Source organism: Staphylococcus equorum, from assembly GCF_029024965.1.
Lineage (GTDB): Bacteria > Bacillota > Bacilli > Staphylococcales > Staphylococcaceae > Staphylococcus > Staphylococcus equorum.
In genome coordinates, this window is record NZ_CP118982.1 from 2,111,487 (window position 1) to 2,132,023 (window position 20,537).

Below are 20,537 nucleotides of genomic sequence, written 5' to 3' on the forward strand. Positions count from 1 at the left end.
TTCTTATAAGTAAAAGATTCACTCTAAATAATAGAACGTTTGTTCGTATTTATATCTTAATATATTTCTCTTCGATTTTCAACCATATATACATCTTCAGAGCATATATGCTAATATGAATACGTTAAAAATTAAAAATTGAGGCGATACATGTGAATCCTAAAGTTAAAGGTATCATTGCTATCTTAGTTTCAGCAGTTGGCTTTAGTTTTATGACTGTCTTCTTCCGATTAGCCGGTGACTTGCCTGTATTTCAAAAGTCTCTCGCTCGAAATTTAGTAGCAATGTTTATACCATTATATTTTATTTTAAAGTATAAACAGCCCTTATTTGGCAAATTAAGTAGTCAACCTTTATTGATTTCTCGTTCAACGTTGGGATTGATTGGTGTGTTACTTAATATCTACGCTATCGATCACATGCTTTTAAGTGATGCAGATACATTAATGAAGCTCAATCCATTTTGGACGATACTACTAAGTATTATCTTCTTAAATGAGAAAGTACGTAATTATCAATTTGTAGCTATGATTGTAGCTATTTTTGGTATGTTGTTTGTTGTTAAACCAGAATTCTCCTCCACTATGATTCCTGCATTGGGCGGGTTATTCTCTGGTATTTTTGCAGCAAGTGCTTATACGTGTGTCAGAGCATTGAGTACACGTGAAGCACCTTATACTATTGTATTTTATTTTTCATTCTTTTCCATTATAGTATTGATACCTTTTACTGTGTTTACATTTGAACCCATGTCTACGATGCAAGTTGTTTATTTAATCGGTGCGGGATTAGCAGCTGCTGCAGGACAAATTGGTATAACACTGGCTTATAGTTACGCACCAGCTAAAGATATTTCAATATTCACGTATGCATCTATTATATTTACCGCAGTATTTGGTTTTATATTATTCGGCGAAACACCAGATTCATTCGCTATCTTAGGCTATATTATTATTATAGGTGCCAGTTACTATATGTTTGAAAAAGCACGTCGACAACCACTTACAATTCAAAAGGAAGAACAAAAACCTAAACGCTAAAGGAGCGATATGCAATGACTGAAGGACGCAATAAAGAAGAATTAGAAGATATTACATTATTAGGTAATCAAAACAATAAATATGATTTTGATTATAGACCTGATGTTTTAGAATCATTTGATAACAAACACCCTGGACGCGATTATTTTGTGAAATTCAATTGTCCAGAATTCACATCATTATGCCCTATTACAGGCCAACCTGATTTCGCAACGATTTATGTTTCTTATATTCCTAATATTAAAATGGTAGAATCTAAATCGTTAAAGCTTTATTTATTTAGTTTTAGAAACCATGGTGACTTCCACGAAGACTGTATGAACATTATAATGAATGATCTAATTGATTTAATGGATCCACATTATATTGAAGTTTGGGGCAAATTCACGCCGCGTGGTGGTATTTCAATAGATCCATATACAAACTATGGCCGTCCTGATTCTAAGTATGAAAAAATGGCAGAACATCGTTTAATGAATCATGACCTTTATCCAGAAAAAATAGATAATAGATAATAAATTACTATTTTTTATCTACGCCTCACCTACAATGATTGAAATTTTGGGATATTAATATATGTCTACCATCATTAAACCATCGACTAAGTCACATGATTTAGCCGATGGTTTTTTGTATGCTTTCACGGGGATAAATTACTAAACTTTAATATGATATTCTCACCCTATTTTCATAATTTTTAAATGTATAGTGTAAAATTTACTTACATTTGAATAATTCAGGGACACACTTGTTTTTTTTATGAAAACAGTATAGAATAAATCCAACCATTTAAGGGGAGGGAAATTATGAAAAAAGTTAATCATAGTCACGAAGAAATCATGAAAAGCATTCCAAACAAAGGTTTCTTCGGACATCCAAAAGGACTAAGCACACTATTCTTGACTGAGTTTTGGGAGAGATTCAGTTACTATGGTATGAAAGCCATATTAATTTTCTATCTATATTATAGTGTTGCTGACGGTGGCTTCGGGCTTAGCCAAGCAGTCGCTATGCAAATTGTTGCTATTTACGGAACTTTAATTTATATGTCTGGTCTTATCGGAGGGTGGATTGCAGATCGGATTACTGGAACGCAAGATGCCGTCTTCTATGGTGGGTTCCTCATCATGTTTGGACATATCCTATTATCCATTCCGGGTAATTTAACAGCAGCAATGATAGCTTTACTACTAATTATCGCAGGTACAGGGTTATTAAAACCAAATATCTCTACTACCGTTGGTGAATTATACGAACGCAATGATCCAAGACGTGATGCAGCATTTACGTTATTTTACATGGGGATTAATTTAGGGGCTTTGCTTTCACCTTTAATTACTGGGCAATTGCAAACTAGAATTGGTTTCCACGCTGGTTTTTTAGCAGCAGCAATTGGAATGTTTTTTGGTCTAATCGTTTTTGCACTCAAACGTAAAAAGAATTTAGGGTTAGCTGGTCGCAATGTGCCAATACCGTTAACAAGACCAGAAATCAAAAAATTCGTACTTATTACTGTTGGCGTTATCGTTTTATTCTTAATATATTTATGGATTCTACATTTAAATAATGCCTTAACATTAGGTAACTTTAGTTTCTTAATTACACTGTTAGGTATTGTATTACCGGTATACATATTCCTTAATATGATATTAAGTAAGAATATAACAAAAGATGAACGTTCACGTGTTTATAGTTATGTACCTTTATATATCACTTCCGTGGCTTTCTGGATGATTCAAGAACAAGGTTCAACGATACTTGCAACATTTGCAGATAAAAAAACACAATTAGAAATGTCAGAATTAACAAATGGTTTAATTGATTTTTCAATACCTGCAGCATGGGCGCAGTCATTAAATCCAATTTTTATTGTGCTCTTGGCGCCAATTTTCGCAACACTTTGGATGAAATTAGGAAAGTACAACCCGCCTACCGTACATAAATTTGCTATCGGCACGATTATCGCGGGCTTCTCCTATTTAATTATGATTATTCCATTAGCTACAGGCAACGCGTTAATCAATCCATTATGGCTTGTACTAAGTTTCTTATTGATTACGATTGGTGAACTTTGTATCTCACCAGTAGGTTTATCTACAACTACTAAATTAGCACCACTAACGTTCACTGCACGTATGATGAGCCTATGGATGCTAAGTAATGCAACTGCACAAGGGCTTAACGCTCAACTTGTTGTTGTCTATACAAAGATGAATCAAAGTGACTACTTTATGTACTCAGGTCTTATCGCTGTAATCATTGGTATTCTATTACTTATGATTTCACCAAAAGTAAGACGTGCTATGAAAGGCGTTTACTAAACAATCAAAACTAAATACGATTTAAAAAAGTAGTGTCACTTCATTGTGCCACTACTTTTTTGTGTACATTATCAACAAAGACTAATTTTACTAAATGTTAATGCTTTAAAATTAAAATCAAATAAAATAACTTTAAAATATTAACAGAATTTTCCGAATATTGTTATTGTGAGAATATTATTGAAATTTAGTTTTATTAGGAGTAAAATCAATTTTATACATTTTTTTATTGGGAGCAAGAAAGGACGGGAATTTTTATGCAAAATCAGGACAAAACCCAAGACCAAGCCATCCAATCCATTCCACAAAAAGGATTCTTTGGTCACCCTAAAGGTCTAGGGGTTTTATTTTTCGTTGAATTTTGGGAGAGATTTAGTTATTACGGGATGCGCGCGTTACTTATCTTTTATATGTATTTCGCGATCAAAGATGGTGGCCTCGGTATGGACAAGGGTACTGCACAATCAGTCATGGCTGTTTATGGTGCTCTAATCTATATGACTTCAGTACTTGGTGGTTGGATATCTGATAGAATCACTGGTACGCGTTCAGCCACATTTTACGGTGGCGTATTGATCATCATTGGACATATATTTTTAAGTTTACCGCTAGATATCGTCGGTTTATTCATCTCCATGTTCTTTATTATCGTGGGTTCAGGATTAATGAAACCAAGTATTTCTAATATTGTAGGTAGACTATATCCTGAGAACGATACACGTATGGATGCTGGATTTGTTATTTTCTATATGTCTGTAAATTTAGGTGGGCTACTTTCACCATTAATATTAGATCAATTCGTTAAATCAGGCGATTTCCATGCTGGCTTTTTAATTGCAGCAGTGGGTATGGCACTAGGTTTAGTTTGGTATATGATCTTCAATAAGAAAAACATTGGCGATGTAGGAACGAAACCTACGAATCCTTTAAATCAAAGTGAGAAAAAGAAATACGGTTTAATATTCGCAGCTTCAGCTATAGTTATTGCAGCGGTATTAATCATCACTGGATTAACTGGAACACTTTCATTTAACATTGTAAGTACCACTGTATTGATACTTGGGGTCGCGTTACCTATCATTTACTTTACTATTATGATTCGCAGTAAAGAAGTTACATCTGATGAACGTTCACGTGTCATTTCCTTCATTCCCCTATTTATTTTAGGTGTGGTTTTCTGGTCAATTCAAGAACAAGGTGCAAATGTGCTTAACATTTTCGCGCTTGAAAGTAGTGATATGTCCTTAAATATATTTGGATGGACAACAGATTTTGGACCAACCTGGTTCCAATCTATTAATCCTCTATTCATCGTATTACTTGCGCCAGTACTTTCAATTATATGGGCTAAAATGGCAAGACGTCAGCCAAGTTTAGCTACGAAATTTGTCTTAGGTGCATTTTTAGCTGGGGCTTCTTACATAATGATTGGCTTAATTGGCATTTCATCCGGTGGTGCAATGATAAGTGTAAACTGGATTATCTTGTCATATGTTATTTGCGTTATTGGTGAATTATGTTTATCACCTACTGGTAATAGTGCAGCAGTAAAACTTGCACCTAAAGCCTTTAACACACAAATGATGAGCTTATGGTTACTAACAAACGCCTGTGCTCAAGCCATTAACGGTACTTTAGTAAAACTTATCGAACCACTTGGCTATAAAAATTATTTCCTATTCCTAGGAGTAATTGCGATTGTAGTCAGCCTAATCATCCTTGCCTTTGTACCAAAAATCGTCAAAGGTATGCGCGGGGTTAAATAATAATTTGATGATTTAAGTTTGCACAGTAGCTGCCTGATATTTAGTCAGCCCTATGAGAGCGGGAATACGAAATCAAATTTCAAGTTTTGATTTCGTATTCTCCGCTCTTTTTTATTTATTTTTATTGAAAATCGGGTAAACTTAATAGGTAAATCAAAATTCTAAGAAATATGGTGAATAAATTGACACAATCAAAATTTAAACACGGCGTATTATTTTACCATGAACACTCAGGTATAAAAGATATATATAACGGGCTCGGAGATGTAGCATCATCACTGACAACATTTTGTAAACATCTCTCTATCCAATTAAGTGAAAATGAAGGAGACATAATTAGTTATTGTAAAAAAATAAAAGAACAAAGTTATAGTGATGATGTAGATATTATCTTTATTTTAGGTGGAGACGGCACGGTAAATGAACTCGTTAATGGCATGATGCAAAGTCAGCTTGATATCCCAATCGGTATTATACCTGGCGGGACATTTAATGATTTTGTAAAAACATTAAATTTACACCCACGTCATAAAGTAGCAAGTGAACAACTTAAAGAAGCAGAACTAAGATCTTATGATGTTATGAAAGTAAATGATGAATATGCTTTAAACTTTGTAGGCATGGGGCTGATTGTACAAAACGCAGAGAATGTACAAAACGGTAACAAAGATGTCTTTGGTAAACTAAGTTACGTTGGTTCTACAGTGAAAACATTACTTAATCCAGAACACTTTGACTATAAAATAACTGTCGATGAAAATGAAATTGAAGGTAATACCACAATGCTTGTAGTAGCGAATGGCCCGTTCATAGGTGGCAGTCGTATACCTTTAACCGATTTATCTCCCAATGATGGTTATTTAAATACATTTATCTTCACAGAAGAAAGAACCAGTGTCTTAAACGATATATTTAAGCAACGTGACAGTATGAATTGGAATAATATGACGGATGGTATTAAACATGTATTAGCGAAGAAAATCACCATCGCTACTGACCCACAGATGAAAGTTGACATTGATGGTGAAGTTGACTTAAAAACACCGCTTCAAATCGAAGTTGTGCCTGATGCTATTCAAATACTAACACTTCCAGAACATAAACAAGTGACCGATACTGAATCAGAATAATTAAGCTTTAACACGATGTTTTAAATTACAAACAACCACTTAGTTTCAAAAGTCGTTATATTTTAACTAGCAAAGAGGCTGAGATATAGGCTTCTCAATTAACTAAAAAATGGTGTTTTCTACGTGAAATAAATTAGAAAACACCATTTTTATGTTGTTATATATTTGTATCTAAAACGCATATCTCAAACACTTAAATGGTTAAATGTTGTACTCACTATCTCCTAGGAAATAATTCTCAACATCTTTCCAATTATTCACACGATCAAATCTGTCATCATTGATATTGTGCGTTGCAGTATACATAATCGGTGTACCAGTAAAGATGCTCAACTGTCTAGGATTATCGTCGATTAAATAATCCGCTTTAACAATATCTTTTCGACCACAAAATACAAAATGCTGAGGGTCTAAAAATGGGAAAAAGTGTCTTAACCAATCATACTTATCATGGAATGAAGTCGGTACATCCATTGCTGCAGTTGCGATATATACATCATAATGCTCAGTTAGTTTTTTAACGACATCTTGTGCATCATCCATAACTTGTAATCTTCTGAAAAAGCCAGGTTCCCTTAAAATTTCTGTTAGTAAGCCATCATGCTCAGGCATTGCATGTCTCAATTTTATCCCGTCTAACATCTCATATGTAATCCCTAAATCCGTGCGTTTATTCACGTCATCAAGTAATGCACCTACTGTATCAGCAAGTACCTCATCCATATCAATAGCAATCGATTTTCTCGTCATTTACTACTCTACTCCCTTTTCAATAGCTTCAATCTTTATTATATATAGCCTAAACACTATGTAAAAAGTGACTACATATAACTCCTTTTTTCACTTCTAAGTATAGCAAATAACGTTCAACTAAACCAAAATTGTACTTATAAATATAATTTAAACCATGTTAAATGCTATTCACATAACACTTCTCATCATCTTAAATGAATTGGTTTATTATATTTATCTTTACATACACATTTTAGTCTCGTTGAACGTCATCATCATTGATTATAATTAAAATTCAAAGCTTTTAAGTACTTCGATCATTTTATCATTTTGTTCTGGAAAACCGATTGTCACTCGAACCCCTTTAGGAAATTCTCTTGTAATGCAACCAACATTTAAAAATGCTTCATATAAATCATGCGGTTTGTCTGTATTGATATAGACAAAGTTTGTTTGGCTTGGATAAAATCTATCACTTACAGCTAATTCAAAGAATTTTGCTCTCTCTTGTGCGTTATGTTCGCGAATAGATGCTAAGTATTTTTGATCTTCTAATGCTGCCAACGCTGCATACTCAGATAAGCGTCCTACATTAAATGGTGGACGTATAATATTCCATTTTTCGATTGCTTCTTTAGCTGCAACGACATAACCAATACGCATGCCTGCTAAGCCATATGCTTTAGAGAATGTGCGTAATAAAAATGCATTTGTAAATTGCTCTTGTAAGGCTAATGTATCAGGGAAATCCTCCGCAGTTACAAATTCTACATAGGCTTCATCTATAATTACTGGAACATGACTTGGTACACGTGTTAAGAAATGTTGTAACTCTTCATGCGTAAAATAAGTGCCTGTTGGATTATTTGGATTACATAACCATACGAGTTTCGTATCATCGTCAATCTCTGCTAATATACCTTCTAAATCAAAACATCCATTTTGCATAGGCACTTGTGCTACATTTGCAGCTTCTACGGTTGCATTATGATAATACTGTCCAAACGTCATTTCACTTGTTACTATTTTATCTCCAGGAGTGAGTACCGCACGTGAAATCATTAAAATGACTTCGTCTAGGCCTGCCCCAAATAATATGCGTGATGCATCAACATTTAAGTGCTTACTGATTGCTTCTTTGATTAATGGAGAACCGGTCTCAGGATAAAATTGCAATTCATCTAAATGTGCTTGAATCGCCTCGTTAACTTTTGGTGACGGACCATATAAATTTTCATTTGAAGCTAATTTATATAATTCACCTTCAATCCCGTAACTTTCTTTCAATGCTCTAGGCGATAAACCTGGTTCATATGCTGATAATTGTTCAATTTGCTTTTTCATTGTTGCTTCGGGCCTCCTTAAATTTACAGAAATTTCAAAACTTAATAACTATTATAAACCCAATAATAGTTTAAAATCAATGTGTCCTCCTCAAACAGTTTGATTTGTAATCAGTAAAAAAACGAGTTCAGATAAATTAAGCGTGTTATTCCTATCGCTCATCATCCGAACCCGTAATAAAAGAGTTAATGTTTAATCTATTAAATTATGCTTTTCTAGATATGCTTTTGCAACTTCATATGGGTCTTCTTTTTTCACAGTCACATCGTAGTTCATTTGTTGCATTTCTTCATCTGAAATTTTACCTGCTAATTTATTTAGCGGTGCTTTAATTTCAGGATGTTCTTCTAAATAAGATTCTTTAAACATAGGCGCACCTTGATATGGTGGAAAGACATCTTTATCATCCTCTAGAACGACCATATCATATTGTTTTAATTCAGCATCTGTTGAATATGCATCTATTAAATTGATATCGCCACTTTCAATTGCTTGATAACGTAATTTTGGTTCCATCGTTTTGACGTCTCCTAAATCAAGGTCATATGCTTTTTTCACAGCTGGATAGCCATCTTCACGATCATTAAATTCTAATGTAAAGCCAGGCTTGATTTTACTACTGACTTTATTTAAATCACCAATTGTTTTAATATCATGCTCTTCTGCAAAGTCTTTTTTCACTGCTAAGGCATACGTATTATTGTATTCCATTGGTTTTAACATCGTCATATCATATTTACTTTCTAAACTCGATTTAGCTTGTTCGTATACTTCGTCTTCTTTCTTAGACTGTAGATCTTCTTTCGTTAATTCACCGAGCACTGTCCCTGTAAACTCAAGATAACCATCTATATCATCTGATTTTAAGGCGTTAAATAAGAAAGCTGTTTTACCCAATCCGTCTTCAACTTCAACAGTATGATCTGTTTCTTCTTCAATTAAAATTTTATACATATTGGTAATCACTGAAGGCTCTGAACCAAGCTTACCTGCTAAAGTCACTTTATCTCCTTTTTGCGCTAACAACGGACCAACTATAAACAATAATAAGATTAATACGATAGCACCTAATGCAATCAGTAATTTTTTGTATGACATTTTTTGCATAAAGCGTAAGGCTAAATCAAATAAGATTGCGAGCAAGGCCGCTGGAATGGCACCGATAAGTATTAATGACGTATCATTTCTATCGATACCTAATAATATAAGGTCACCTAAACCACCTGCACCAATTAAAGCTGCTAATGTTGCCGTACCAATGATTAATACCATAGCTGTGCGAATACCCGCCATAATTACCGGCATCGCAATTGGCAATTCTACTTTACTCAAACGGCGTCCTGGTTTCATACCTATACCTTTTGCTGCTTCTATTAACGAAGTATCAACTTCGTTAATACCCGTGTATGTATTTCTCAAAATAGGTAGTAGAGCATAAACGACTAAAGCAATCACGGCTGGCACTTTACCTATACCAAATAGCGGTATCATCAAACCGAGTAAAGCAAGTGATGGTATCGTTTGTAGTATAGCTGCAATATTCATCACGACTTCAGAAAGTTTACGCGTTTTTGTAAGCAGAATGCCTAAGGGAACACCAATCAGAGTCGCTATTAATAAAGCAATAAATGATATTTGCATATGTTCAAAAATAGTTGTTAATAATTGACCTTTGCGCTCTACAAGAGTGTTAATGAATTCATTCATCCATTATGACCTCCTTTGCCTTCTGACAAAACTTTAAATATATCTTCTCGTTTTAGCACATGTTGTGTAGAAGCTGCTTCGTCATCGACAATAATTGCTTCATGGTCAATTAAATGCTCATAAATATCGCGTACAAAATAATCACTTTGTACAACAGGATAACTTTCATGAGTCATTTCTGATTTATTGTTTGGTAAATTGCTAACCAGTTCAGATAATTTCATATCATTAACCGTACGTTTTACTTTATCTCCCATAAACTGCTTCACAAAGTCATTTTTAGGATTTTTAATAAACCCTTCTGGTGTATCAATTTGTTCAACTCGACCCTCATTTAATAAACATATACGGTCGCCCAGTTTCATTGCTTCTTGAATATCATGTGTTACGAAAATAATCGTTTTTTTAATTTTTTGTTGTAATTCAATTAAATCATCTTGTAACTTTTCACGGCTAATCGGGTCTAGCGCACTGTATGGCTCATCCATTAATATCACTGGCGGATCGGCGGCCAATGCACGAACCACGCCTACACGTTGCTGCTGACCTCCTGACAACTCATCTGGTTTACGATTTTTATATAATTCAGGTTCTAAACCCACCATATTCAATAATTCATCCACGCGTTGATTAATATCTTTTTCTTTCCACTTTTTCATTTGTGGCACTTGAGCGATATTCTCTTTGATTGTCATGTGAGGGAAAAGTGCGATTTGTTGCAGTACATAGCCAATATCCCAACGCATTTCATAAATAGAATAATCACTAATTGGTTTATCATTAAAATAAATATATCCTTCAGATAACGAAATTAAGCGATTGACCATTTTTAAGGTCGTTGTTTTTCCACAACCTGAAGGACCAATTAACACAAAAAATTCGCCTTTTTTTATATTAAAACTGATGTCATCGACTGCAGTTTTATCTCCATATTTTTTCACTACATTTTTAAATTCTATCACTTTGTCACCTTCACTTTACTGTCCTCTATTTTAAAAAATTAGATTAAATTCACATTTACTACAACTATTCCCTATTTTCATATAATTCATGTATTTATCAAGCAATTATCAAAGTTTTTGTTTTACTTCATTAATAACTTGTTTTTACAAAAAAGCGAAGTTAACTCAAATCAAAAATATACCTATGATTTTTTGTTACATAGTATATTAAAATTTGAAATTTAACTTCGCGGTTATGGTTATATTTATTAAAAACAGAAAGCTATGTGGCACTACAACAACTAACTTGATTATATTTTTGCTTTATAAGATTGAATGGTTTCTAAGAACATTGGACAGTAATGTTTTAATTTGTAACTACCTACGCCATCAATTAAAATCATATCTTGTTTTGATTCTGGCTTTCTTTTAGCAAATTCTTCTAGTGTAAAATCAGAGAAGATACTTACTGGCGGAATACTCAAGTCCTCACTTAGCTGCTTACGTACAGCTATAAGTTCATCAAATAGTGCACGATCCACACCTTCAACGGTATTGATATTAACTTTTTCTGTAGTTTTACGTTTAAATGGCGTCGTAAATATAGTGACTTGATCACTCAATAAACTTTTCACAGAGTTATCACAAGTTAATATTTCATCATACTCATTTAAAAAGCCTTTAAATCTCAATTCATCAATAAGATGACTTAAATCTGATGTAGTGTAGTTTTTCATAATACCATGTGTCGACAATTCATTATAATCACAGTAGCGAATATAATCAGATTCTTCGCCTCTTAATACTTGTATAATGACGCTATAGCTTTCTTTCTGTTTCATACGTGCAATACAACTCACAATCATTTTTGCTTCATTTGTCATATCGTACGTTTTATTTTCTCTTACGCAATTACTACACTGTTCACATTCTTCAAGCTTTTCATTCGGCTCAAAATAATGTACAAGTGTTGCTTCTAAACACTTTTTAGTTTTTGTATAAAGTATCATTTTATTTAATTTTTCGCCCATCTTATCTTTATAATCATCATCTGCTTTCGATGAAGATATAAAATACTGATGTAAGCCGATGTCACGTTCACTAAATAATAAAATACAATCACTATTTAAGCCATCACGACCTGCACGACCTGCTTCTTGATAGTATGATTCTAAATCGCCAGGCATATTATAATGAATAACAAATCTTACATTGGATTTGTCGATACCCATACCAAAAGCATTCGTAGCTACAACTACGCGTACACGATCATAAACAAAATCATTTTGGGCAGCTTCACGCTCTTTGTTCGATAGTCCACCATGATAGGTTGTACTCTTAATATCATTAATCGCTAACGCTTCTTGTAATTCTTCAACTTGTTTTCGTGTTGAACAATAAATAATGCCGGATTCTTTTTGATATTTTTTAACATATTCCAACACAAATTTTTGTCGTTGATATGTAGGATTGACTTGAAAGACTAGATTTCGACGTTTTGTACTTGTTTTAATCTCGTCATTTTTATTAATATTCAAGCGATCCATAATGTCTTTTTGAACTTCAATTGTCGCAGTTGCAGTAAGTGCTACAATTGTAAAATCTTGTGGTAATGCAAATACCTTATGAATCACATCTCGATAACTCGGTCTAAAATCGTGACCCCATTTAGAAATACAGTGTGCTTCATCAAAAGCAACTAACGGTATATTTAATTGTTGCACCATTTGAACAAAATAAGCATTATCGAAACGTTCAGGCGCCACATATAGAAATTGGATTTCACCTTTTCTAAGTTGTGCCTCTATTTCTTTTTGTTGTTTCTGAGTTAAACTACTGTTTAAGTACGCCGCGCGTATACCCATGGCCTTTAATTGATCAACTTGATCTTTCATTAGCGAAATTAATGGACTGATAACGATTGTCGTACCGCCCAACATTAATCCCGGAACTTGATAACAAATTGATTTTCCCCCGCCAGTAGGTAATACACCTAGCGCATTTTGATGATTCATTACTTTTGTTATAATTTCTTTTTGACCCGGACGAAATGTATCGTAGCCAAAATAATGCGATAATGTTGATTCCATGTTAACAATCCCTCATTGTTCTTTTAGTTCTTCTAGTTCACTCCATCTTGCCATATCATCTTCGTACGTCTGGTTAAGACGACGTTGTTCTTCAGTTAATTCTTTGATTTTAGCATAATCTGAACTTGCTGCAATCATTTCTTCATCGATGCTTTCTAATCTTTGCTCAGTAGTTTCAATACGTTCAATAATTGTTTCATATTCTTGCTTTTCTTTAAAAGATAGCCCTTTTTTCTTATTCGTATTTTGTTTTACATGTGTTTGTTGTTTCTGTTGCTTTTGCTGTGCTTGGGCTTTATCTTGTTCTTTTTTATATGCTTCATAATCTTCAAATGTCCCTATAATACGTTCCATTGTACCATCGTGAATATACCAATATTCTTGGGCTACTTTATTCAAGAAATATCTATCATGACTTACTGTGATTACAGCGCCGCCAAATGTTTCAATATAATCTTCTAATATTGTGAGCGTTTCAGTATCTAAGTCGTTTGTTGGCTCATCTAATAGCAAGACATTCGGCTGATGGACTAATAATCTCAACAGATATAGTCTTTTTTGTTCGCCACCTGATAATTTATATATTTTTTTACCATGTGTGGAACTTGGGAATAAGAAGCGTTCGAGTAGTTGTGTAATTGAAACTGAAGTACCATCTTTTTCTTTAGCTACTTCACTTTCTTCTCTTAAATAATCAATCATTCTTACATCACGATCTAATCGCTCTTCACTTTGTTTAAAGTAAGCAACTTTTACGGTCTGCCCAATTTTCAGATTACCTTCGAAGGCTTGATCTTCGCCACTCAATATATTTAACAATGTTGTTTTACCAGCACCATTAGGCCCAACAATACCAATTTGCTGACCACTTTGAATTATTTGAGTGATGTCTTCGAACAATGTCTTATCATTTATGCGCTTAGTCAGAGCATCGAATTCAAAGACTTGTTTCCCCAATCTTGAATAAGCAAGATTTAAAGATGCTTTATCTTGTTGATGCTGATTTTTGACGTCTTGTTCTAAATCGTTAAATCTATTTTTACGTGCTTGTTGTTTTGTAGTTCGTGCTTTTACACCCGCACGCATCCAAGCAAGTTCTTTTTTATATAAAGATTGTTGTTTCGATTGTTGTTTTTGTTCGATAATTTCATTTTCTGCACGTTGTGCTATATAAGCTTCATAATTACCAGCATAAGTGCGTAATTTCCCACGGTCTAATTCGATGATTCGTGAGGATACTTCGTTTAAGAAATAACGATCATGTGTGACAAATAACACCGTGTGTGGATATTGTTTCACATAATTGATTAACCAATTGATAGATTCAAAATCTAAGTGGTTAGTAGGCTCATCTAGAAGTAATAAATCAGGTTGTTCAATAAGTGTCTTCGCAAGACCCACTCTTTTTTGTTGACCACCTGAAAGTTCACTTACTTCTTTTGTCGTATCATGAATACCTAATTTAGAAAGTATCGTCTTGATTTCTGCACTGTAATCCCATGCTTGATTCGCATCCATTGCATCTTGTGCTTGCATCATTTTTTGTAAATCTGACTCACTCTGGGTCGTACTATATTGATTCAGTGCAGACTCATATGCACGTATAACTTGAAGTGTTTTAGTTTCTGAGGTTAGTACTGCTTCAAAAACAGACATATTTCGATCAAAATCTTGTTTTTGAGAAGAATAACGGACGCGATACGAATTGGGATGTGATATTTCCGCATCGTAATCTTCGTCTAGTCCTGCTATTACTTTTAACAAAGTACTCTTGCCAGTCCCATTTATACCAACGAGTCCTATTTTTTCTCCTTCAGAAATAGAGAGATGTAAATCATCGAAAATAGTCTTATCGGCATATGACTTATTTAAATGTTCAATTTTGTATGCTTCCATCATTCTACATCCTTTTTAATATCGAAATTTTTAAATATCGAAAATAGTAATTATATCTGTTAAACTTAATTTCAGTTCTATATATTATACACCTTTTTGAACTCAAATGATACAAAGGAGAGAAGCTTATGTCGGAATTTTTCCAAAACTTACCTCCTTACATCCAAGCATTAATAGCTGGTCTTATCACATGGCTACTTACTGCATTAGGAGCAGCATCGGTATTTATTTTCAAAAGAGTTAACGATAAGTTATTGAACTCAATGCAAGGTTTTGCTGCAGGCATTATGATTGCTGCAAGCTTTTGGTCATTATTACAGCCAGCCATTGCTTATGGTGAAGGCACAGCTTTCCCATGGTTACCTGCTGCTATTGGTTTTTTATTGGGTGGATTATTTATTCGTGGATTAGATTTAGTTATTCCTCATATACATCCAAATACCAAAGACACTAATCAATTTCATGAAGGTGTAGGTACTAAAAAACTCAACAAAAACACATTACTTGTATTGGCAATTACGTTACACAATATTCCAGAAGGTCTTTCTATAGGTGTAGCCTTTGGTGGTATTGTTTCTGGTAATGGCCAAGCAACATTTTTAGGCGCTGTTGGATTAGCCATCGGTATCGGGATACAGAATATTCCAGAAGGTGCAGCATTGTCAATGCCAATACGCGCTGCAGGTGCATCAAGATGGAAAGCTTTTAATTATGGACAAGCATCAGCCATCGTCGAGCCTATATTTGCTGTAGTCGGTGCTGCTGCGGTGATAATGATCACCCCTATGTTGCCATATGCTTTAGCATTTGCTGCAGGTGCAATGATATTCGTTGTGGTTGAAGAACTTATACCAGATTCTCAAGCAAGTAATAATACAGACCTTGCAACGTTAAGTCTAATGTTAGGATTCACAATCATGATGATACTTGATGTCGCACTTGGATAAGGACGTAAATTTTGTATTAAAAATGGTTTAGACATAAACCTAATTAGAAAAATAGCTATGGGCACTTGAAAAAGTACCATAGCTATTTTTGTGTCATTTTTTAAATATGTAGTCGAATGAATCTAAAGTAAAATTTAAAAAGAGCCAATACACCTAAATTAGGTATATTAGCTCTATAAATTAACTATTATTTTTTCTCTTTTCCTTTTGGACCTGGCTTATATTCGTACTCAGAAGGTTTCACTTTTTCGAAATCTGGATTGTCATAGAATCTCAATAAGTCACCATTAATCAAATCGTCACTCATTTGTAGATCTTTTTCAGCCTGTTGTTTACGTTTTTCAAAATCTTTAGGTTTTTCTGTTACTGGTTCATTCGTCTTATTATCATAAATTCTACCATTAACATATTTATAATCTTTCGTTATAAAGTCACCATTTCTGAATGGCACTGTGTTGTTATGTTCTTTCGATAACATGTCTGTACCCATCATTAGGTAATTCTTAGTATCAATACCCATTAAATGAAGCAGTGTTGGCATAACGTCTGCTTGACCAGCATACGTTTCATCTACTGCACCTTCCTTACCTGGTATTTTCAGCCAGAAGCCTGTACGGTTTAAGTCAGTAAATTTAGCAGGTGTAATTTCTTCACCTAATAATTTCTCCATAGCTTTATTATGGTTTTCAGAAATACCATAGTGGTCACCGTAAATCATTATAACGGAATCTTCATAAAGACCTTTTTCTTTCAATTCATTAACAAATTCTTCTAACGATTCATCTAGATATCTAGCTGTTTGAACATAGCCATCTACCGTTGAATCTCCAGTATTTGGTGATTCTATTGTTGCATCCTCTGGTGATACAGTAAATGGATAATGGTTTGTTAATGTAATTAAATGACTGTAGAATGGTTCTTTTTCTTTAGCTAAGTAATCTGCTGACTTATCAAAGAACTCTTTATCTTTAAGACCTAGGTTTTCAAGATTTTCTTCAGACATATCATAATAGGTCGCATCATAGAATTTATCTATACCAAAGTGTCTATACACTTGATCACGGTTCCAGAACGTTTTGTAATCACCATGCATTACACTAGATGTATAACCTTGTTTTTGATCAAGAATTGCTGGTAATGCTTGGTAAGTGTTATCACCTTTCAATGAAAAGGCTGAACCTTGAGGTAAACCATACAAACTATTATCCATTGTAAACTCTGAGTCTGATGTTTTACCTTGACCCGTTTGATGGAAGAAGTTTGGATAATATCTATAACCTGCATTCCCTGATGATAATTTGTTTAAGAATGGTGTTACTTCTTCTCCGTTGACTTTTTTATCAATTAAGAAAGTTTGGAAACTTTCTAAGTGTATTTTTATAACATTTTTCTTTTTACCTGCACCAAAATACTCTTGGTTCGGTTCAACTCGTTTTTGTTTCGAATAATTTAATACTTTAGTTAAGTCATCTTCATTAGCTAAAGCTTTTTGTTGGTTATTTTGAATTGTTTTCACACCATCATAAACAGTGAAATTATACGGTCCTAAATATTTCACTAAATATTTGTGATCGAATGTACGTGTTAATAATTCAGGACGATCTGATTCAGCAAAAGCTAAATTCAGGAAGAATAAGGCAATTGCAGCTGCCATAACTACTGGCACAAACTTTTTACTGAATACACGTTTATCTAACCATTTTTGTTTAAATATCAAGATAAAAAGGTAAATGATTGTATCAATAAAGTATACAAAGTCATACCATTTAAATGAAGCTGTCACTGCGCCGCCCATTGAATCAACATTTCCAACTTGGTTCAATGTACTAAACGTTATAAAATCAGAGAAGAATCTGAAGTAAACAACGTTCGCGTATAGTAGGAAAGTTAAAACAAAGCCACCAATAAAGATGAACCAGAATGCTTTCTTCCCTTTAAAGAATAAGAAAATACTTAATACTAAAGCGATTAAACTGTATGGATTCATTAATAGGATTAGGTTTTGTACTAACCCTTTAACACCTAAAGAAAAATCAACATAATATGAAAAATACGTTTTAAATGCGACAGTAAGCACGGTCAGAATAAAAAACGCAAAAAGAGTTAATTTCTTTTTGTGTAGACTCATGTTTGTTTCCCCCGATATAGATTAATATAGGTTGGAAAATAATCCATACCTAGTAAAAAATTGGCAAAGTTACTGTGTTCAATATGTTGTTAGCGATGTTAGTATCCCTAACTAAACAAAGGTCGTTATTGGCAAAAGTTATCTTCTTTAGGTTAAGTTTTTTAAAATCCTGATCAGCTGTGTATGTAATTTAAATTTCTATACACTAGAATTTTATTAGCTTGTTCAATTGTGAACTAAAGTTATAGTTTTTGAAATTTTAAGTTTTATATATTCTAATTTAGAAACTTTTCATTTGTCTATATAGTGTAAATTGTGTTAACGTTTTCGATTATTGCTTAACGTCATCTTCACAGTTTTTATCATTTTGTAATGTTTCCGTAACAAAACGCATATAGTTCAATGTATAAATATAAAGCAATTCCGGTCAAATTTCAAGTAAAAACACACTTTCAAACATAATTTAACGTTTTGCCACCGTTTTGTTAAAGGCTTGTTAATTGGCTGTGAATATATCATTAAGAAATAATATGCTTTTTAATTATACTCTGCTTGGTTTTTATATTAATCGGACTAGAGTCGTATATGAAATGAATTTTTATTTTAATATTTCACGAAATAATAATGCCCTTCTAGAAAGCTTTCTACAAAAACTCAAAAGTTATATATCTAAATATGCGCAATATAAAAGCTGTAACCCTCGAAAAATTAACTTGAGGCGTTACAGCTGATCAGCAAGTCTATATATTATCCTTTATTCAGTAATATATAGCCTTTCTATTTTTTATTTCAACATCTCTAACTGCATTCTATATTCAATACCATGAAACAATTGGTTTAACCAATTCGTATATTTAATTAAATTCTTTTCTGCAGTTTCAATATCTATAAATTGGAACTTTAATTTTGTACCTTGATGCTTTTGACCCAACTTAGTTAAATGATAACTCGCTATTGTCCCAATTTGTGGGTAACTGCCTATTGTATAATGGTCATTGAGTAAAATAATCGGTGTGCCATCTCTTTTAACTTGTATCGTGCCTATTTGAACAGACTGATGTGCCGGCATATCTTCATAAAAAGCCTTCACGGGCTGTCCTTCTACATACATCCCGACTCTATTTGCTTTACTCGTGACTTTATATTCTCCAAGCGTAAAGTGACTTAACGCTTCTTGTTCGAAGTCTTCTGTCCCTTTATTTTTAATGACATGAAAAACATCGGACATATAGTTAAAGGAAAGTGCATAACCATCAATACCCCAGTCTGTTTGATGTTTTTCTTCTAGATTTTCAAACAATTTAAGGTGACGTTCAGTATAGTCGCGTTTCATATTAATTTCGTCACCTTTTTGCAATTTACGTCCATGAAAACCGCCAATTTTGACTTTGAAGTCGGTGGAGGTTGAGCCTAACCATTCATCTAATTCGAAACCACCACCGATTGCTAAATATACTCTAGAAGTGCGATTTGTCTCTGTAAATACAAGTACGTCACCTTTTTCCATTAAGTATAATTTATTTGGTAATACTTTCATATGCTCTGTTTTAGCTTTAAAACTACCACCGCTTAACGCAATCAATGTCGATTCAGTAAAGCGAATGCTCGCCATTCTATTTGTCATCTCTAACGTAGCTTCACGCTTATCATTTGCAACGAGTCTGTTCGCTATTTCATGAGATAATGGATCTAGTGCGCCACCAGGAATAACACCGTTGTGCTCATAGCCTTTACGACCAAAATCTTGGAAACTTGAGAATAATCCTTCACCTTCTATTATGATTGACATGGTTCGAAGCCTCCTAGATCCAGCGTTTCTTCTGTTATTGCTTTAAATTTAACATTATCGCCTAATTTTAGCTTAGTAAAATCTGCTAGTTCTGGGTCAAACAAACGAATAGGTGTATAGCCAATGACTAACCAATCGCCATAAGTATCTATTGTAGTAATACCTGTCTTTTTCCCTTCTATTATGACAGAACCTGCTGGAATAAATGTTTTTTTGCCACCTGTGTGATTAACAAATAAACGCTTATCCATTCCGGTAAGATAAGGGAATCCAGGTGTAAAACCCATCATTGAGACAAAATACGTATGTTTCGTATGTAGCTTCACAAATTTATCAAAATCTAATTTGTAATGCGTTAATAAAGCCGCTAAATCAGGCCCAAATTCTCCACCATAAACAACTGGAATTTCCATCGGTTCAATCGTTTGCTCTTCGTGTTTAATCTCTAATTGTACGGTTTGCATTAATGCGTTCATATATAAAAATGGTGATTTAATATTGTAGTGTTTGATCATGTCTCGCGCATCATAACAAATCATCATATCTGATTCAGTAGGTACAATTTCGGTTATAAAAGGATAATCTTTTTCTAATAAATACGTTTTTAATGCTAATAAATCTTCTGTTAAATCCTTAGAGACTTCTTTTTCAATAGAAACTACAATTGCTTGGTCTCCCTGGCTATATATTTTCATAGGCTCACCTC

At 33.7% G+C, this 20,537-nt stretch carries 15 protein-coding genes; 6 read left to right on the plus strand and 9 right to left on the minus strand.

Annotated features, from left to right (window positions below):
- Positions 1–152 precede the first annotated feature (152 nt).
- From PYW44_RS10250 to PYW44_RS10270, 5 genes are all read left to right on the plus strand, one after another.
- Positions 153–1,040 carry a DMT family transporter gene (locus PYW44_RS10250; RefSeq protein ID WP_021339440.1) on the plus strand — a complete coding sequence of 296 codons (888 nt, stop codon included), beginning with the start codon at positions 153–155 and terminating at the stop codon, positions 1,038–1,040.
- A 14-nt stretch (positions 1,041–1,054) separates the two neighbouring features.
- Complete coding sequence (gene queF / locus PYW44_RS10255) at positions 1,055–1,555, plus strand: preQ(1) synthase (RefSeq protein WP_115076048.1); 501 nt, start codon at positions 1,055–1,057, stop codon at positions 1,553–1,555.
- A 291-nt stretch (positions 1,556–1,846) separates the two neighbouring features.
- The gene (locus PYW44_RS10260) at positions 1,847–3,361 is read left to right on the plus strand and encodes a peptide MFS transporter (RefSeq protein ID WP_021339439.1); all 1,515 of its coding nucleotides are present in this window, start codon (positions 1,847–1,849) and stop codon (positions 3,359–3,361) included.
- Between the two features lie 257 nt (positions 3,362–3,618).
- A complete protein-coding gene (locus tag PYW44_RS10265; RefSeq protein WP_064783082.1) occupies positions 3,619–5,127 on the plus strand; it encodes a peptide MFS transporter in 1,509 nt (502 codons plus the stop codon).
- A gap of 170 nt (positions 5,128–5,297) precedes the next feature.
- Positions 5,298–6,257 carry a diacylglycerol/lipid kinase family protein gene (locus PYW44_RS10270; RefSeq protein ID WP_031266031.1) on the plus strand — a complete coding sequence of 320 codons (960 nt, stop codon included), beginning with the start codon at positions 5,298–5,300 and terminating at the stop codon, positions 6,255–6,257.
- 201 nt (positions 6,258–6,458) lie between these two features.
- Here PYW44_RS10270 and PYW44_RS10275 read toward each other — a convergent pair whose 3' ends face one another.
- From PYW44_RS10275 to PYW44_RS10300, 6 genes are all read right to left on the minus strand, one after another.
- Positions 6,459–7,007 carry a 5' nucleotidase, NT5C type gene (locus PYW44_RS10275; RefSeq protein ID WP_002508308.1) on the minus strand — a complete coding sequence of 183 codons (549 nt, stop codon included), beginning with the start codon at positions 7,005–7,007 and terminating at the stop codon, positions 6,459–6,461.
- A 270-nt stretch (positions 7,008–7,277) separates the two neighbouring features.
- The gene (hisC, locus tag PYW44_RS10280) at positions 7,278–8,333 is read right to left on the minus strand and encodes a histidinol-phosphate transaminase (RefSeq protein ID WP_002508309.1); all 1,056 of its coding nucleotides are present in this window, start codon (positions 8,331–8,333) and stop codon (positions 7,278–7,280) included.
- Between the two features lie 192 nt (positions 8,334–8,525).
- Positions 8,526–10,040, minus strand: coding sequence for an ABC transporter permease/substrate-binding protein (locus PYW44_RS10285; RefSeq protein WP_069828152.1), 1,515 nt, complete (start codon positions 10,038–10,040; stop codon positions 8,526–8,528).
- Complete coding sequence (locus PYW44_RS10290) at positions 10,037–11,002, minus strand: ABC transporter ATP-binding protein (protein WP_069828153.1); 966 nt, start codon at positions 11,000–11,002, stop codon at positions 10,037–10,039. Before PYW44_RS10290 ends, PYW44_RS10285 begins: the two co-directional genes overlap by 4 nt.
- Before the next feature lie 290 nt (positions 11,003–11,292).
- On the minus strand, positions 11,293–13,071 hold the full coding sequence (recQ, locus tag PYW44_RS10295; protein WP_002508312.1) for a DNA helicase RecQ: 1,779 nt from the start codon (positions 13,069–13,071) through the stop codon (positions 11,293–11,295).
- Positions 13,072–13,083: 12 nt separating this feature from the next.
- Positions 13,084–14,967 carry an ABC-F family ATP-binding cassette domain-containing protein gene (locus tag PYW44_RS10300; protein WP_021339432.1) on the minus strand — a complete coding sequence of 628 codons (1,884 nt, stop codon included), beginning with the start codon at positions 14,965–14,967 and terminating at the stop codon, positions 13,084–13,086.
- 128 nt (positions 14,968–15,095) lie between these two features.
- On the opposite strand from PYW44_RS10300, the gene PYW44_RS10305 reads away from it, so the two are divergent.
- Positions 15,096–15,914, plus strand: coding sequence for a ZIP family metal transporter (locus PYW44_RS10305; RefSeq protein WP_021339431.1), 819 nt, complete (start codon positions 15,096–15,098; stop codon positions 15,912–15,914).
- A gap of 187 nt (positions 15,915–16,101) precedes the next feature.
- Here PYW44_RS10305 and ltaS read toward each other — a convergent pair whose 3' ends face one another.
- The 3 genes from ltaS to pxpB form a co-directional block, all read right to left on the minus strand.
- On the minus strand, positions 16,102–18,042 hold the full coding sequence (gene ltaS / locus PYW44_RS10310; RefSeq protein WP_002512093.1) for a polyglycerol-phosphate lipoteichoic acid synthase LtaS: 1,941 nt from the start codon (positions 18,040–18,042) through the stop codon (positions 16,102–16,104).
- A gap of 784 nt (positions 18,043–18,826) precedes the next feature.
- Positions 18,827–19,831 (minus strand): 5-oxoprolinase subunit C family protein, encoded by a 1,005-nt coding sequence (locus PYW44_RS10315; RefSeq protein ID WP_056935362.1) that lies wholly within the window; start codon positions 19,829–19,831, stop codon positions 18,827–18,829.
- Positions 19,819–20,526 carry a 5-oxoprolinase subunit PxpB gene (gene pxpB / locus PYW44_RS10320; protein ID WP_002508317.1) on the minus strand — a complete coding sequence of 236 codons (708 nt, stop codon included), beginning with the start codon at positions 20,524–20,526 and terminating at the stop codon, positions 19,819–19,821. Before pxpB ends, PYW44_RS10315 begins: the two co-directional genes overlap by 13 nt.
- Between the last annotated feature and the right edge of the window lie 11 nt (positions 20,527–20,537).

Coding starts and splice junctions, on each gene's coding strand:
- ltaS (WP_002512093.1), bottom strand. CDS start 18,042: ATGAGTCTACACAAAAAGAAATTAACTCTTTTTGCGTTTTTTATTCTG.
- recQ (WP_002508312.1), bottom strand. CDS start 13,071: ATGGAATCAACATTATCGCATTATTTTGGCTACGATACATTTCGTCCG.
- PYW44_RS10270 (WP_031266031.1), top strand. CDS start 5,298: ATGGTGAATAAATTGACACAATCAAAATTTAAACACGGCGTATTATTT.
- PYW44_RS10305 (WP_021339431.1), top strand. CDS start 15,096: ATGTCGGAATTTTTCCAAAACTTACCTCCTTACATCCAAGCATTAATA.
- PYW44_RS10260 (WP_021339439.1), top strand. CDS start 1,847: ATGAAAAAAGTTAATCATAGTCACGAAGAAATCATGAAAAGCATTCCA.
- PYW44_RS10315 (WP_056935362.1), bottom strand. CDS start 19,831: ATGTCAATCATAATAGAAGGTGAAGGATTATTCTCAAGTTTCCAAGAT.
- PYW44_RS10275 (WP_002508308.1), bottom strand. CDS start 7,007: ATGACGAGAAAATCGATTGCTATTGATATGGATGAGGTACTTGCTGAT.
- PYW44_RS10300 (WP_021339432.1), bottom strand. CDS start 14,967: ATGGAAGCATACAAAATTGAACATTTAAATAAGTCATATGCCGATAAG.
- PYW44_RS10285 (WP_069828152.1), bottom strand. CDS start 10,040: ATGAATGAATTCATTAACACTCTTGTAGAGCGCAAAGGTCAATTATTA.
- queF (WP_115076048.1), top strand. CDS start 1,055: ATGACTGAAGGACGCAATAAAGAAGAATTAGAAGATATTACATTATTA.
- PYW44_RS10265 (WP_064783082.1), top strand. CDS start 3,619: ATGCAAAATCAGGACAAAACCCAAGACCAAGCCATCCAATCCATTCCA.
- pxpB (WP_002508317.1), bottom strand. CDS start 20,526: ATGAAAATATATAGCCAGGGAGACCAAGCAATTGTAGTTTCTATTGAA.
- hisC (WP_002508309.1), bottom strand. CDS start 8,333: ATGAAAAAGCAAATTGAACAATTATCAGCATATGAACCAGGTTTATCG.